Annotated in this window: 12 protein-coding genes; 10 read left to right on the forward strand and 2 right to left on the reverse strand. The window is 64.5% G+C overall.

What is annotated here, in order from left to right:
• Positions 1-138: 138 nt before the first annotated feature.
• A complete protein-coding gene (locus P7F60_RS11715; RefSeq protein WP_277917904.1) occupies positions 139-1,788 on the reverse strand; it encodes an acyl-CoA dehydrogenase family protein in 1,650 nt (549 codons plus the stop codon).
• A gap of 157 nt (positions 1,789-1,945) precedes the next feature.
• Here P7F60_RS11715 and P7F60_RS11720 point away from each other — a divergent pair, with 157 nt between their 5' ends.
• The 4 genes from P7F60_RS11720 to dprA are packed head-to-tail and all read left to right on the forward strand — an operon-like array spanning position 1,946 to position 5,975.
• Positions 1,946-2,887, forward strand: coding sequence for an aspartate carbamoyltransferase catalytic subunit (locus P7F60_RS11720; protein WP_277917905.1), 942 nt, complete (start codon positions 1,946-1,948; stop codon positions 2,885-2,887).
• Positions 2,884-4,173 (forward strand): dihydroorotase, encoded by a 1,290-nt coding sequence (locus P7F60_RS11725; protein WP_277917906.1) that lies wholly within the window; start codon positions 2,884-2,886, stop codon positions 4,171-4,173. Before P7F60_RS11720 ends, P7F60_RS11725 begins: the two co-directional genes overlap by 4 nt.
• A gap of 31 nt (positions 4,174-4,204) precedes the next feature.
• Positions 4,205-4,822: a glycerol-3-phosphate 1-O-acyltransferase PlsY gene (gene plsY / locus P7F60_RS11730; RefSeq protein WP_277917907.1), complete on the forward strand. Its 618-nt coding sequence runs from the start codon at positions 4,205-4,207 to the stop codon at positions 4,820-4,822.
• 1 nt (position 4,823) lies between these two features.
• Positions 4,824-5,975, forward strand: coding sequence for a DNA-processing protein DprA (gene dprA, locus P7F60_RS11735; protein ID WP_277917908.1), 1,152 nt, complete (start codon positions 4,824-4,826; stop codon positions 5,973-5,975).
• Here the strand turns inward: dprA and P7F60_RS11740 are convergent.
• Positions 5,955-6,176, reverse strand: a complete 222-nt coding sequence (locus P7F60_RS11740; RefSeq protein ID WP_277917909.1) for a hypothetical protein — start codon at positions 6,174-6,176, stop codon at positions 5,955-5,957. The two genes, dprA and P7F60_RS11740, sit on opposite strands and share 21 nt — an antisense overlap.
• A gap of 256 nt (positions 6,177-6,432) precedes the next feature.
• Here P7F60_RS11740 and topA point away from each other — a divergent pair, with 256 nt between their 5' ends.
• From topA to rpmG, 6 genes are all read left to right on the forward strand, one after another.
• Positions 6,433-9,114 carry a type I DNA topoisomerase gene (topA, locus tag P7F60_RS11745; protein WP_277917910.1) on the forward strand — a complete coding sequence of 894 codons (2,682 nt, stop codon included), beginning with the start codon at positions 6,433-6,435 and terminating at the stop codon, positions 9,112-9,114.
• Positions 9,114-11,468, forward strand: a complete 2,355-nt coding sequence (rnr, locus tag P7F60_RS11750; RefSeq protein ID WP_277917911.1) for a ribonuclease R — start codon at positions 9,114-9,116, stop codon at positions 11,466-11,468. The genes topA and rnr overlap by 1 nt, the downstream gene beginning before the upstream one ends.
• A gap of 27 nt (positions 11,469-11,495) precedes the next feature.
• Positions 11,496-11,951, forward strand: a complete 456-nt coding sequence (locus P7F60_RS11755; RefSeq protein ID WP_277917912.1) for a DUF983 domain-containing protein — start codon at positions 11,496-11,498, stop codon at positions 11,949-11,951.
• Positions 11,952-11,953: 2 nt separating this feature from the next.
• Positions 11,954-12,649, forward strand: a complete 696-nt coding sequence (locus P7F60_RS11760; RefSeq protein ID WP_277918176.1) for an NUDIX domain-containing protein — start codon at positions 11,954-11,956, stop codon at positions 12,647-12,649.
• A gap of 75 nt (positions 12,650-12,724) precedes the next feature.
• Positions 12,725-13,909 carry an MFS transporter gene (locus P7F60_RS11765; protein ID WP_277917913.1) on the forward strand — a complete coding sequence of 395 codons (1,185 nt, stop codon included), beginning with the start codon at positions 12,725-12,727 and terminating at the stop codon, positions 13,907-13,909.
• A gap of 94 nt (positions 13,910-14,003) precedes the next feature.
• Positions 14,004-14,171, forward strand: a complete 168-nt coding sequence (gene rpmG, locus P7F60_RS11770) for a 50S ribosomal protein L33 (protein WP_277917914.1) — start codon at positions 14,004-14,006, stop codon at positions 14,169-14,171.
• The last annotated feature ends 315 nt before the right edge of the window (positions 14,172-14,486 follow it).

Below are 14,486 nucleotides of genomic sequence, written 5' to 3' on the forward strand. Positions count from 1 at the left end.
TAACACACTACGTCAGAGCAAAGTGGCGCGTTAACCCTGATTGCGCAACGTAAACTCTTTATTAAGGTTAACGACAGCGTTGCGGGCTGTGGACACGGGCGTTGGAAACGACCCTCAAGGCATTGTTATCATACGATTTCAGCTTGCGGGCGGATAGAGCAGGTCGACGATGTAACCGGCGTCGAAACGGGAATCGAGCATTCCGTAGGTGGAGCGCCAGCCGGCGGCAAGGCGGGTTTCGAGGAAAGCGTCGGCCACCTTGCCCGCCCCGAGGCGATAGAGTTCGGCGGCGGCGGCGGCAAGCGCGAGCTGCTCGATCAGCAGCCGCCCTGCCCCCTCGTCACGGTCACAAAGCGCCATGGCGGCGCGCAGCACTTCGACGATCTTGCGGCCGGAGCGGCCGAGATCGCGGGCCAGGTCCTCGAACACGGTTTCGAACAGATCGCGACCGCGACTCAAGACCCTGAGCACGTCGAGCGCCATGACGTTGCCGGAGCCCTCCCATATGGCGTTGACCGGCGCCTCGCGGTAATGGCGGGCGATGGGCCGCTCCTCGATATAGCCGCTGCCGCCGAGGCATTCCATCGCCTCGTAGATCAAGGCGGGCGCGATCTTGCAGCACCAGTATTTGGTGACTGGCGTCATCAGGCGCGCATAGGCGGCTTCCGCCCTGTCCTCGCCTGCCCGGTCGAAGGCGCGGGCGAGGCGGAAGGCGAGCGCCGTGGCGGCGGCGACATCGAGCGCCATATCGGCCAGCACCCGGGTCATGATCGGCTGGTTGACCAGCATCTTGCCGAAGACGCTGCGGCCGCGCGTGTGATGCACGGCTTCGGCGAGCGAAGCGCGCATGATGCCGGCCGAGGCGACGGCGCAATCCAGCCGGGTCAGCGTCACCATGTCGAGAATGGTGCGGATGCCGGCATCGGGCGCGCCGAGCAGGAAGCCGAAGGTATCCGTGAACTCGACTTCGGCCGACGCATTAGAGCGATTGCCGAGCTTGTCCTTGAGGCGCTGGATCTGCAAGCCGTTCGGCGTGCCGTCTTCCAAGAGGCGCGGCACGAGGAAGCAGCCCATGCCTTCGCGCGTGCGCGCCAGCATGACGAAACCGTCGCTCATCGGCGCGGAAAGGAACCATTTGTGGCCGGCGAGGCGATAGATGCCCTCGCTCACCCGCTCTGCGGTCGAGATGTTGGCGCGCACATCGGTGCCGCCCTGCTTCTCGGTCATGCCCATGCCGAGCGTCACGGCCGATTTCTGCATCGCCGGGCGGTTGGTCGAATCATAGGTGCGCGAGAGGATTTTCGGAGCCCATTCCTTCTGCACGGCAGGCGCTGCCATCAACGCGGCGACGGCGGCGCTGGTCATGGTCAGCGGGCAGAGATGCCCGGTCTCGGCCTGGGCAGTCAGAAAGAAGCGCGCAGCGCGGATGCGGTGAGCATTGCTTTTCAGCTCAGGATCGCTCTGGGTTTCCCAGACGGAACAATGCAGGCCGTTCGCCATCGAGCGGCGCATCAGCGCGTGCCACGCGGGGTGGAATTCGACGACGTCTATGCGCTCGCCGCGCGGCCCGTGAGTGCGCAGCTTTGGCGCGCTCTCGTTGGCCATGCGGGCGAGATCCTGCACCTCCGGCGCGGTCACATGCCGGCCGAGCGCTTCCAGTTCCTCGCGCACGCCGCGCGGCAGCCGCGAGGTCAGATCCACCAACATCGGATCGAGCCTGTAGGCATTGACCCCGGACCACAATTTCGGCTGGTTGAGATCGGCGAGTTTGTCTTCGGTCCGGCGCATCGAGGTTCCAGAATTAATAGGATTCAATCAGGCTGTAGTGCGAGATGATTAACATTGCCTTGGGCCTTGCAAAACCGCTCCATAAGTTTGCGCGACAGCTTGCCGGGATCGGCGGCAGTCTTTATAGACCGCCTGAACATGGCCCGGAGGCATTTTCATGGTCTTCTTTCCCCACCGACACCTGATCGGCATCAAGGGGCTCACCCCCCCTGATATCACCTATCTTCTCGACAAGGCCGACGAGGCCGTGAAGATCAGCCGGCAGCGGGAAAAGAAAACCTCGACCCTGCGCGGCCTCACCCAGATCAACCTGTTCTTCGAGGCCTCCACCCGCACTCAATCCTCTTTCGAGCTGGCGGGCAAGCGTCTCGGCGCCGATGTAATGAACATGTCGGTCGGCAATTCCTCGGTGAAGAAGGGCGAAACGCTGATCGATACGGCGATGACGCTCAACGCCATGCATCCGGACGTGCTGGTGGTGCGTCATTCCTCGGCGGGCGCCGCCGCGCTTCTGGCGCAGAAGGTATCCTGCGCGGTCGTCAATGCCGGCGACGGCGCGCATGAGCATCCGACACAGGCTCTCCTCGACGCGCTGACCATTCGTCGCGCCAAAGGCCGGCTTTCGGGCATCATCGTCGCCATCTGCGGCGATGTGCTGCATTCGCGCGTCGCCCGCTCCAACATCATCCTGCTGAACGCCATGGGCGCGCGGGTGCGCGTCGTCGGCCCGGCGACGCTGATGCCGTCGGGCATCGCCGACATGAGCGTCGAGGTCTTCCACTCGATGGAGGAAGGATTGAAGGATGCGGATGTCGTGATGATGCTGCGCCTGCAGCGCGAGCGTATGGCCGGCTCCTTCGTGCCCTCGGTGCGCGAATATTTCCGTTTCTACGGGCTGGATGCCGAAAAGCTTAGATATGCCAAGGAGGATGCGCTGGTCATGCATCCCGGCCCGATGAACCGTGGCGTCGAGATCGCCTCCGAAATCGCTGACGGGCCGCAGAGCGTCATCGAGCAACAGGTGGAAATGGGCGTCGCCGTGCGCATGGCGGTGATGGAGGCGCTGCTGGTGTCGCAGAACAACGGAGAGCGGGCATGAGCGCCGTCACCATCCTGAAAAACCTCCGCATTATCGATCCCTCGCGCGATCTCGACGAGACCGGCACCATCGTCATCGAGGACGGCCGCATCGCCGCCGCCGGCGCGGATGCGCGCAACCAGGGTGCGCCGGAAGGCGCTGATGTGCGCGATTGCGCCGGCCTCGTCGCCGTTCCCGGCCTCGTCGATGCCCGCGTCTATACCGGCGAGCCCGGCGCGGAGCACCGCGAAACCATCGCCTCCGCCAGCCGCGCGGCAGCGGCCGGCGGCGTTACTTCTTTCATCATGATGCCGGATACCGATCCCGTCATAGACGACATCGCGCTGGTCGAATACGTCTTGAAGACGGCGCGCGACAAGGCGCTGGTCAATGTCTATCCGGCGGCGGCGCTGACCAAGGGGCTGGCCGGCGAGGAAATGAGCGAATTCGGCCTGTTGCTCGAAGCTGGCGCCGTCTGCCTCACCAATGGCCGCGCGCCGCTGCACGACACGCTGATCCTGCGCCGGGCGCTGACCTATGCGCGCGAATTCGACGCGGTCATCGCGCTCGAAAGCCGCGACAGATATCTCGGCGCCAACGGCGTCATGAACGAGGGGCTGTTCGCAAGCTGGCTCGGGCTTTCTGGCATTCCGCGCGAAGCGGAAATCATTCCGCTGGAGCGCGACCTGCGCATCGCGGCGCTGACGCGCGGCAAGTATCACGCCGCGAAAATCTCGGTGCCGGAATCGGCCGAGGCGATCCGGGTGGCGCGCGGGCGCGGCGCCGACGTCACCTGCGGCATTTCCATCAACCACCTGTCGCTCAACGAGAACGACATCGGCGAATATCGCAGCTTCTTCAAGCTGTCGCCGCCGCTGCGCAGCGAGGACGACCGCAACGCCATGGTCGATGCGCTGGCTGACGGCACCATCGATATCATCGTCTCCTCGCACGATCCGCAGGATGTCGACACCAAGCGGCTGCCGTTCGCCGATGCAGCCGATGGCGCCATCGGCCTCGAAACGCTGCTGAGTGCGGCACTTCGCCTGCATCACAGCGGCCGCGTGCCGCTGAAGCGGCTGATTTCGGCAATGTCGACCCGCCCGGCCGAGATCTTCGGGCTCGACGCCGGCACGCTGAAGCCGGGCGCCAAGGCCGATATCGCGCTTCTCGATCTCGATGAGCCATGGCTGGTCTCGGAAGACAGCATCGTCTCGCGTTCGAAGAACACGCCATTCGAAAACGCCCGCTTCAGCGGCCGCGCCATCGAGACCTATGTGGGCGGAAGACGCGTTTACGCCCGGTAACACCGTAAGATCATCGCCGAGGGAGACAGGCATGAGCGAACTTTGGAACTGGCAGATCGCGCCGTTGCTGGCGCTCGCGGCGCTGGTTATCGGCTATCTGCTCGGCTCGATCCCTTTCGGCCTGCTGCTGACGCGAGCCGCGGGGCTCGGCGACGTGCGCAAGATCGGCTCGGGCAATATCGGTGCGACCAACGTGCTGCGCACCGGCAACAAGAAGCTCGCCTTGCTGACGTTGCTGCTGGATGCGTTCAAGGGAACGGCTGCTGTGCTGCTCGCCACCAAGGCATTCGGGCCCGAAGCGGGCATGATCGCCGGTCTCGGCGCCTTTCTCGGCCATCTGTTTCCGGTCTGGCTCGGCTTCAAGGGCGGCAAGGGCGTGGCGACCTATATCGGCGTTTTGCTCGGCCTTTCGCCAGGCATGGTGCTGGTCTTTGCCGTCGTCTGGCTGTCCATCGCCTTCCTCAGCCGCTACTCGTCGTTGTCTGCGTTGATCGCGACACTTGTCACGCCGGTTGTATTGTGGCTCATTGGGCAGGAAAAGCTCTGCCTGGTGATGGCGCTGCTGACGCTGATCACCTGGTGGAAGCACAAGCCGAATATCGAGCGGCTGATTCTCGGCACGGAAAGCAAGATCGGAAAGAAGGGATGAGATGGGCGACGACAGCGCAAGGCGAACCGGAATTGCGCTGACCGAACCCCAGAGAGTAGCCTGGCTGCGGCTGATCCGCAGCGATAATGTCGGCCCGATCACCTTTCGCGACCTCATCAATCATTTCGGCTCGGCGCAGACCGCGCTCGACATGCTGCCCGAGCTGTCACGGCGTGGCGGCGCAAAACGGGCAATCCGCATCGCCAGCCGCGACGAGGCCGAGCGCGAGCTGGAGATCGCGGCCCGCTTCGGCGCCCGCTTCCTCGGCATCGGCGAACCCGGCTATCCCTCGGCGTTGCGGCAGATCGACGGCGCGCCGCCGCTTTTGGCCGTCAAGGGCGAGATCGCGGCGGCGACGCATCCGGTGGTCGGCATCGTCGGCGCCCGTAACGCCTCTATCCATGGCGCGCGCTTTGCGGCGATGATTGCCCGCGAGACCGGACGGGCCGGCTATACCATTATCTCCGGCCTGGCGCGCGGCATCGATACCGCCGCACATCGCGCCAGCCTCGACACCGGCACCATCGCGGCGATGGCCGGCGGGCTCGACCAGCCCTACCCGCCGGAAAACATTCCGCTTCTCAATGAGATCTGCGAGGGGCGCGGGCTGGCGATCAGCGAAATGCCCTTCGGCTGGGAGCCGCGCGCCCGCGATTTTCCCCGGCGCAACCGGCTGATCGCCGGCGCGGCGCTCGGTCTTGTCGTGGTCGAGGCGGCCAGCCGCTCCGGCTCGCTGATCACGGCGCGGCTGGCGGGCGAGTTCGGGCGACTGGTGTTTGCCGTTCCCGGCTCGCCGCTCGATCCACGCTGCCAGGGCACCAACGGGCTGCTCAAGGACGGGGCCATCGTCACGACGGAAGCGGCCGATATTCTCGAAGCCCTGCAGCCGCTGTCGCGCATCGACCTATTTTCCGCACCTGACCTGCAGGAGCCGCCCCGCGAGGCGATGCGCCAGCCCATGACGTTGCCCGGGGAGGAAGACCGCACGGCGATCGTCAATGCACTCGGCGCCAGCCCCGTCGACATCGACGCCGTGATCGACCATACCGGGCTGCCGGCGGCAGCGGTTCACATGATCCTGCTCGAACTCGACTTGGCCGGGCGATTGAACCGCCATGCCGGTGGCCAGGTGTCACTGGCCATGCTTGCCTGAAACACGGCGCTGAGGCGTCGTCTGCTTGCCGGCCATGAGATCGCCGGCCTCCATATAGGCCATTTCCAGGAAATAGCAGAGAAGATCAGCGTGCTCGCGGCCAGCGATCTGCCGGAGTTCGCCGACCAGTTGGCGTATGTAGGCAATGTTTTCGCGTCGATCCACATCGCTCGTGGGGCTGCGGGAAGGTCTGGCCGCCATCTTTGCTGCTCCATGACTGGGAAAAGGCATACTCAACCTCTACCCTTCGTTGTGGAATCAAGGATAGACAATTAATTTTAAATTGCAATACCGCTCAACGTGTATCAAGGGTTGCATTCCTGCATGTGGCGTATAATTTGCGTTCACCCTCTTGACCCGGACGAAATCACTGTCCATGTCGAAAGCCCGAAAGACCGGTTCGCGACGAGAACGAAGCCGGCCGCAATCCCGCGATCCAATTCTTTAGAGATATGCGATGAATGTTGTAGTGGTAGAGTCGCCGGCCAAGGCCAAGACCATCAACAAGTATCTTGGGCCTGGTTACAAGGTTCTCGCCTCGTTCGGTCATGTGCGCGATCTTCCCGCCAAGGACGGCTCGGTGCTGCCCGACCAGGATTTCGAAATGCTGTGGGAAGTCGACGGCGCCTCGCAGAAACGGGTGAAGGACATCGCCGATGCGGTGAAATCCTCCGACGGCCTCATCCTCGCGACCGACCCGGATCGCGAAGGCGAAGCCATTTCCTGGCATGTGCTCGATCTCCTCAAGAAGAAGCGCGTCATCGGCGACAAGCCGGTCAAGCGCGTCGTCTTCAACGCCATTACCAAGAAGGCGGTGCTGGATGCGATGGCGCAACCGCGCGACATCGATATCGCGCTGGTCGATGCCTATCTGGCGCGTCGGGCGCTCGATTACCTCGTCGGCTTCAATCTGTCGCCGGTGCTGTGGCGCAAGCTGCCGGGCGCCCGTTCCGCCGGCCGCGTGCAATCGGTGGCGTTGCGCCTCGTCTGTGACCGCGAGTCGGAAATCGAGCGTTTCGTCACCGAAGAATATTGGCAGATCGCCGCGCTTCTGAAGACGCCGCGCGGCGACGAATTCGAAGCCCGGCTGGTTTCCGCCGATGGCAAGCGCCTTCCCCCGCGCGGCATTACCAACCGGGAAGCCGCCGACCGCCTGCGCAACCTGCTCGACGGCGCGTCCTATGCCGTCGAGAGCGTCGAAGCCAAGCCCGTCAAGCGCAATCCGAGCCCGCCCTTCACCACCTCGACGCTGCAGCAGGCCGCGTCCTCCAAGCTCGGCTTCTCGGCCTCGCGCACCATGCAGGTGGCGCAGAAGCTCTATGAAGGCATCGACATCGGCGGCGAGACCGTCGGCCTCATTACTTATATGCGTACCGACGGCGTGCAGATGGCCCCGGAAGCCATCGATGCCGCCCGCGCCGCCATCGGCGACCAGTTCGGCGCCCGCTACCTGCCGGAAAAGCCGCGCTTCTATTCGACCAAGGCGAAAAACGCCCAGGAAGCCCACGAAGCCATCCGCCCGACCGATTTCAACCGCACGCCCGACCAGGTGAAGCACTATCTCGATCCGGATCAACTACGCCTCTACGATCTCGTCTGGAAGCGCGGCATCGCCAGCCAGATGGCATCGGCCGAAATCGAGCGCACCACCGTCGAGATCCTCGCCGACAACGGCGGCGACAAGGCCGGCCTGCGCGCCGTCGGCTCGGTCATCCGTTTCGACGGCTTCATCGCCGCCTATACCGATCAGAAGGAAGACGGCGAGCAGGCCGACGACAGCGAGGACGGCGGCCGCCTGCCGGAAATCAACGCCCAGGAAAAGCTGGCGAAGAACAAGGTCAACGCCACCCAGCATTTCACCGAGCCGCCGCCGCGCTATTCCGAAGCCACGCTGATCAAGAAGATGGAGGAGCTCGGCATCGGCCGCCCCTCCACCTATGCCGCGACGCTGGCGACGCTGCGCGACCGCGACTACGTGACCATCGAAAAGCGCAAGCTGCTGCCGCAGGCCAAGGGCCGGCTGGTGACGGCCTTCCTCGAAAGCTTCTTCAACCGTTACGTCGAATACGACTTCACCGCCGATCTCGAAGAGAAGCTCGACCGCATCTCCGCCGGCGAACTGAATTGGAAGGACGTGCTGCGCGATTTCTGGCGCGATTTCTTCGCCCAGATCGAGGACACCAAGGAACTGCGCGTCACCAACGTGCTCGATGCGCTGAATGACATGCTGGCGCCGCTGGTCTTCCCCAAGCGCGAGGACGGCTCCAATCCGCGCGTCTGCCAGGTCTGCGGCACCGGGCAATTGTCGCTGAAGCTCGGCAAATACGGCGCTTTCGTCGGCTGCTCGAACTATCCGGAATGCAACTATACCCGCCAGCTCTCTTCCGAAGGTGGCGCGGAAGCCGATGCCGCCGGCCTCAACGAGCCGAAGGCGCTCGGCAAGGATCCGATGACCGGCGAGGAGATTACCCTTCGCAGCGGCCGTTTTGGTCCCTATATCCAGCGCGGCGATGGCAAGGAGGCCAAGCGTTCCTCGCTGCCCAAGGGCTGGACGCCCGACAGCATCGACCATGAAAAGGCGCTGGCGCTGCTTTCGCTGCCGCGCGATGTCGGCCAGCATCCCGAAAGCGGCAAGATGATCTCGACCGGCCTCGGCCGTTACGGTCCCTTCGTGCTGCATGACGGCACCTATGCCAATCTGGAAGGCGTCGACGAGGTCTTCACCATCGGCCTCAACCGCGCCGTTTCGGTGCTGGCAGACAAGCAGACCAAGGGTGCGGGCGGGCGTGGACGCGCCGCACCCGCCGCGCTGAAAACGCTTGGCGACCATCCCGATGGCGGGCCGATCACCGTTCGCGACGGCCGTTACGGTCCCTACGTGAACTGGGGCAAGGTCAATGCTACATTGCCCAAAGGCAAGACGCCCGAGGACGTGACGCTGGAGGAAGCTTTGGCGCTGATTGCCGACAAGGCCCCGGCCAAGGCGACCAAGGCCAAGGCCGCGCCGAAAGCCAAGGCCAAGGCGGCGAAGGCCGAGGACGGCGACACGACCAAGGCCGCCAAATCGGGGGCCGCCAAACCGAAGGCTGCGAAATCCACGGCCAAGCCGGCCGCGAAAACGAAGACAAAGAAGAGCTGATGGCGACAAAACCACCGCGCGGCAGGGCATCTGCCGGAAAACCGACAGGCAAGGCGCGCCGCGCGGACGCTTCCGAAACCGCCAACGACCTCATCCACGGCGTCCTTCCGCCGCGCGACGTCGTGCTGCGCTTCATCGCCGAGCACCCCGAAAAGGCCTCGAAGCGCGAACTCGCCAAGGCCTTCGGGCTTAAAGGCGAGCAGCGGGTCGAATTGAAGGAGCTGCTGCGCACGCTGGAAGACGACGGGCTGGTTCAGAAGAACCGCAAGTCGCTGATCCGCCCCGGCGCGCTGCCGCCGGTCACCGTGCTCGACATCACCACCCGCGACAAGGACGGCGAGTTGATCGGCCGCCCGGCCGAATGGCCGGAAGAGGCCGGCGTCGCGCCGGCCGTGCTGATCCGCCAGTCGTCGCAGGCGCGCGCCAAGAGCAAGGCCCCCATCGGCGGCCTCGGCGACCGGGTGCTGGCGAAGATCTTCCCGGCCGGCGATCGCGGCGGCCCGGCCTATACCGCCCGCATCATCAAGCTGCTCGACCGGCGCCGCAACGCCCTGCTCGGCGTCTTCCGCGAAACGCCCGGTGGCGGCGGTCGGCTGATGCCGATCGACAAGCGTGGCGAGGAAATGGTCATCGACCCGGATTTCACCGGCGAAGCCAAGGACGGCGACCTGATCGAAGTCGAGGTGGCGCGCCTCGGCCGCTACGGTCTGGCGCGCGGCAAGGTTCTGTCGGTCATCGGCTCGGTCGCCTCGGAAAAGGCGATCTCGATGATCGCCATCCATTCCCATGGCATCCCCTATATCTTCCCCCCCGCCGTGATCGCCGATGCGGAAGCGGCCCAGCCGGCGCCGATGGGCAAACGCGACGACTGGCGCGCCCTGCCGCTGATCACCATCGATCCAGCCGATGCCAAGGACCATGACGACGCCGTCTATGCCGAGGACGACCCCTCGCCCGACAATGAGGGCGGAACCATCGTCACCGTCGCCATCGCCGACGTCTCCTGGTATGTGCGCCCCAACGCGCCGCTCGACCGCGAGGCGCTGAAGCGCGGCAATTCGGTCTATTTCCCCGACCGCGTCGTGCCGATGCTGCCCGAACGCATCTCCAACGATCTCTGCTCACTGCGCGAGGGCGAAGACCGGCCGGCGCTTGCCGTGCGCATGGTGTTTTCGCGCGACGGCCGCAAGCTCGGCCATACCTTCCATCGCATCATGATGAAAAGTGCCGCCAAGCTCTCCTACCAACAGGCGCAGGCGGCCATCGACGGCAATCCCGACGACAAGGCCGGCCCGCTGCTAGAGCCGATCCTCAAGCCGCTGTGGCGGGCCTACGAGACGATGAAGCGCGGCCGCGACCGCCGCCAGCCGCTCGAACTCGACATGCCCGAGCGCAAGATCCTCCTGAAACCGGACGGCACCGTCGACCGGGTCTTCGTGCCGCCGCGCCTCGACGCCCACAAGCTGATCGAGGAGATGATGATCCAGGCCAATGTCTGCGCCGCCGAGACGCTGGAGAAGAAGCGCCAGCCGCTGATCTACCGCATCCACGACGCGCCGTCGCTCGCCAAGCAGGAGGGTCTTCGCGAGTTCCTGGCGACGCTCAGCATTCCGCTCGCCAAGGGCGGCAATGTGCGGGCCAATTCCTTCAACGGCATTCTTGCGAAAGCCGAGGGCACGCCGCACCAGACCATGGTCAACGAAATGGTGCTGCGCTCGCAGAGCCAGGCGATCTACAGCCCGGAAAATATCGGCCATTTCGGCCTCAACCTGATGAAATACGCCCATTTCACCTCGCCGATCCGCCGCTATGCCGACCTGATCGTGCATCGGGCGCTGGTGGGCTCGCTGGGGCTCGGCGAAGGCGGCATCACGCCGGACGAGGAAGGCACGCTGGACGACATCGCCGCCGAAATCTCAACCTTCGAGCGGCGCGCCATGGCGGCCGAGCGCGAGACGGTCGACCGCCTGATCGCCCATCACCTTTCCGGCCGGATCGGCCAGGAGTTCAATGGCCAGGTGCGCGGCGTCACCAAGGCCGGGCTGTTCGTTTCGCTGCCGGAATTCGGGGCGGACGGCTTCGTTCCGGTCTCGACGCTGGGGCAGGACTACTTCATCTATGACGAGGCGCATCAGGCGCTGACCGGCGAGCGCACCGGGCTCGGCTACCAGCTTGGCGACCGCGTGCAGGTGCGGCTGGTGGAAGCCGTGCCGCTGGCCGGCGCGCTGCGCTTCGAAATGCTGAGCGAGGGACGGAAGATGCCGACCGCCACGCGCTCTTTCCACAAGACCTCGCGGCGCGGGACGGCAAGGCCCCGCCAGCCGGGAACGCGCCCGCCACGCGGCCGGCGTTAATCTCGGGAAAACCGGAAGGAGAGACGAATGTCGAGCGATCACAGCCAGGAAGCCATGCGCTTCGGCGCCCCGAGCGAGGCCGAACGGCCGGTCGGCCGCTCGATCATGCGTGGGCTGCTCAACACGTGCCCGGCCTGCGGCAGCGGCCGGCTGTTTCGCGCCTTCCTGAAGCCGGTCGACCGTTGCGCGGCCTGCGGCGAGGATTTGTCGCACCAGCGCTCCGACGACCTGCCGCCTTATCTGGTAATCTTCATCATCGGGCATGTCACCGTCGGCGGCTACATGATGACTGACATGATCTGGCATTTGCCCACCTGGGTGCATATGGTCATCTGGGGACCGATCACCCTGTTGACGGCGCTTCTGACGATCCAGCCGATCAAGGGTGGCGTCATAGGATTGCAATGGGCCTTGCGTATGCACGGTTTCGGCGGACACGAGGACGAGCTGGACGATCCCGACGCCGGAGGATATCGCGAATGAGCATGCCGGAGCGGCTGGACCGCGTTGAAAACATCCATCCCGGCGCATTGCGCAACCCACCCGTCAAGCCCCGCGATGCCGCAACCCTTATTCTGCTCGACCGCTCCGCCGGGCGCCCGCGTGTCCTGCTCGGAAAACGCAGCAGCAAGCATGTGTTCATGCCCGATGCCTATGTCTTTCCCGGCGGCCGCCGCGACCGGCTGGATCATGTCCTGCCGTTTGCCAGCGATCTGCATCCCGACGTCCTCTCGCGCCTGATGGCTGAAAAGAGCCGCAGCGCCTCGCAGCGCGGCGCGCGTGCGCTCGCCCTTGCGGCCGTGCGCGAGCTGGAGGAGGAAACCGGGCTGGTGCTCGGCGAGCGCATCGCCGGCCGCTTGCATGCCCAGCTCGGCACGCTGCGCTACGTCGCCCGCGCCATCACGCCGCCCGGCAGCGTGCGCCGCTTCGACACCCGCTTCTTCTCCACCTTCGCCGACGAGGCCGGCATGACGCTCGACGGCATCGCCGACACCCACGAGCTGCACGATCTCGGCTGGCACGACCTGCAGGAACTCGACGGCCTGAACGTGCCGTGGATCACCCGCTCGGTGCTCTGCGACCTGGCGAAGCTGCTCAGCGACGACCCCGCTCTGCCCTTCGGCAGCACCGTGCCCTTCTATTACAGCCGGCGCGGCCAGTTCTTTCGCAGCAGGTTATAGCGCTTTGTTTTATCGCATGTTGTTATCGGAAAACCGCCGCACGCTTCTTCGCAACATGCTCTGACAGGATTTCGCATGTCTTCGCCGCATAACGGCCCCCCGGATCATCCTGAGGTCATCCATTGGCCGTCCCTGGTCGCCGCCGTCTCGGCCATCACCGCCGTCGGCATCGCCATCGGCCTCGGCCTGCCGCTGCTCAGCATCATCCTTGAAAAGCGCGGCATCTCCTCGACGCTGATCGGGCTGAATTCCGCCATGGCCGGTATCGCCGCCATGGCGGCGGCACCCGTCACCACCTGGTTCGCGCATCGCTTCGGTGTCGCCACGACCATGATCTGGGCCGTGCTGGTCTCGGCGCTGAGCGCGCTGGGCTTCTATTACGCCGAAGCCTTCTGGATGTGGTTTCCACTGCGCGTCGCCTTCCACGGCGCCACGACGACGCTGTTCGTGCTCTCGGAATTCTGGATCAATGCCGCCTCGCCGCCGCATCGGCGCGGGCTGGTGCTCGGCATCTATTCGACGGTGCTGTCGCTGGGCTTCGCCACCGGCCCTCTGATCTTCTCCATCGTCGGCAGCGAGGGCATCCTGCCCTTTGCGATCGGCGCCATCGCCATCCTCGTCGCCGCCATTCCGATCTTCATCGCACGCAACGAAAGCCCGGTGCTCGACGAAAAGCCGGAGCTGCATTTCTTCCGCTACGTCTTCCTGGTGCCGAGTGCCACGGCGGCCGTCTTCATTTTCGGCGCGGTGGAGGCAGGCGGGCTGTCGCTTTTTCCGATCTATGCCACCCGCTCCGGCTTCACCGAGTCGCAGGCCGCCCTTCTGCTGACGATCATGGGCCTCGGCAATGTCGTCTTCCAGATCCCGCTCGGCATGCTGTCCGATCGCATGAAGGACCGGCGCAAGCTGCTGTCGCTGATGGCCATCATCGGCCTTTGCGGCTCGCTTGCCCTGCCCTGGCTGGCGTCGAGCTGGCTGCTGATGGCGGCGGTGCTGCTGTTCTTCGGTGGCTGCGTCGCCGGGCTCTATACGGTCGGCCTCAGCCATCTCGGCTCGCGACTCACCGGCGCCGATCTCGCCGCCGCCAATGCCGCCTTCATCTTCTGCTATGCAGTCGGTACGGTGGCCGGCCCGCAGGCCATCGGCGCGGCCATCGATATCAGCGGAAATAACGGCTTTGCCTGGGCGATCGCCGGATTCTTCGGCCTTTACACAGTCCTCTCGCTCGGACGCACGCTTTTTGGGCCAAAACGGACTTGACTTTTCGGGCGCGGGAAGTAGTTTCGCGCCAGAATTTGCCGTGGGCCCTTCCGGATGTCCACGGCATCATTTTTTAGAATAAGGCAGGATGACCATGGCGAAAGCTACAACGATCAAGATCAAGCTGCTGTCGACCGCCGACACGGGCTTCTTCTACGTCACGACCAAGAACAGCCGTACGATGACGGAAAAGATGACGAAGACGAAGTACGACCCGGTTGCCAAGAAGCATGTCGAGTTCAAGGAAGCCAAGATCAAGTAAGATCGTCTTTCCGGACTTTTAAAAAAGGCGCGGATTTTTGATCCGCGCTTTTTTTGTGCCTTCCGTTTGGTTTGGGCCAAATAGCGGACATGAAAAACGCCGCATTTCCGGGCTGGAAAGCGGCGTTCTTGAAATGGGGGCCGGCTGCCGGCGGACGGCACGAGGAACCGTATATTCGCCAAACAGCCGGCCGACCCCACGACCCAGGAGATGCGGCGGACCTGAGCATCATGGGGTAACCGTATCCTCGTCACCGAGGTTGTCTTCTTTTCTGATCTCAGTTTGCCCAAAATCTGAAGAAAATCAACAAATTCT

Origin of the sequence: Rhizobium sp. YJ-22 (genome assembly GCF_029601685.1) — a bacterium.
GTDB lineage: Bacteria > Pseudomonadota > Alphaproteobacteria > Rhizobiales > Rhizobiaceae > Metarhizobium.

Coding starts and splice junctions, on each gene's coding strand:
- P7F60_RS11715 (WP_277917904.1), bottom strand. CDS start 1,788: ATGCGCCGGACCGAAGACAAACTCGCCGATCTCAACCAGCCGAAATTG.
- P7F60_RS11720 (WP_277917905.1), top strand. CDS start 1,946: ATGGTCTTCTTTCCCCACCGACACCTGATCGGCATCAAGGGGCTCACC.
- P7F60_RS11725 (WP_277917906.1), top strand. CDS start 2,884: ATGAGCGCCGTCACCATCCTGAAAAACCTCCGCATTATCGATCCCTCG.
- plsY (WP_277917907.1), top strand. CDS start 4,205: ATGAGCGAACTTTGGAACTGGCAGATCGCGCCGTTGCTGGCGCTCGCG.
- dprA (WP_277917908.1), top strand. CDS start 4,824: ATGGGCGACGACAGCGCAAGGCGAACCGGAATTGCGCTGACCGAACCC.
- P7F60_RS11740 (WP_277917909.1), bottom strand. CDS start 6,176: ATGGCGGCCAGACCTTCCCGCAGCCCCACGAGCGATGTGGATCGACGC.
- topA (WP_277917910.1), top strand. CDS start 6,433: ATGAATGTTGTAGTGGTAGAGTCGCCGGCCAAGGCCAAGACCATCAAC.
- rnr (WP_277917911.1), top strand. CDS start 9,114: ATGGCGACAAAACCACCGCGCGGCAGGGCATCTGCCGGAAAACCGACA.
- P7F60_RS11755 (WP_277917912.1), top strand. CDS start 11,496: ATGTCGAGCGATCACAGCCAGGAAGCCATGCGCTTCGGCGCCCCGAGC.
- P7F60_RS11760 (WP_277918176.1), top strand. CDS start 11,954: ATGCCGGAGCGGCTGGACCGCGTTGAAAACATCCATCCCGGCGCATTG.
- P7F60_RS11765 (WP_277917913.1), top strand. CDS start 12,725: ATGTCTTCGCCGCATAACGGCCCCCCGGATCATCCTGAGGTCATCCAT.
- rpmG (WP_277917914.1), top strand. CDS start 14,004: ATGGCGAAAGCTACAACGATCAAGATCAAGCTGCTGTCGACCGCCGAC.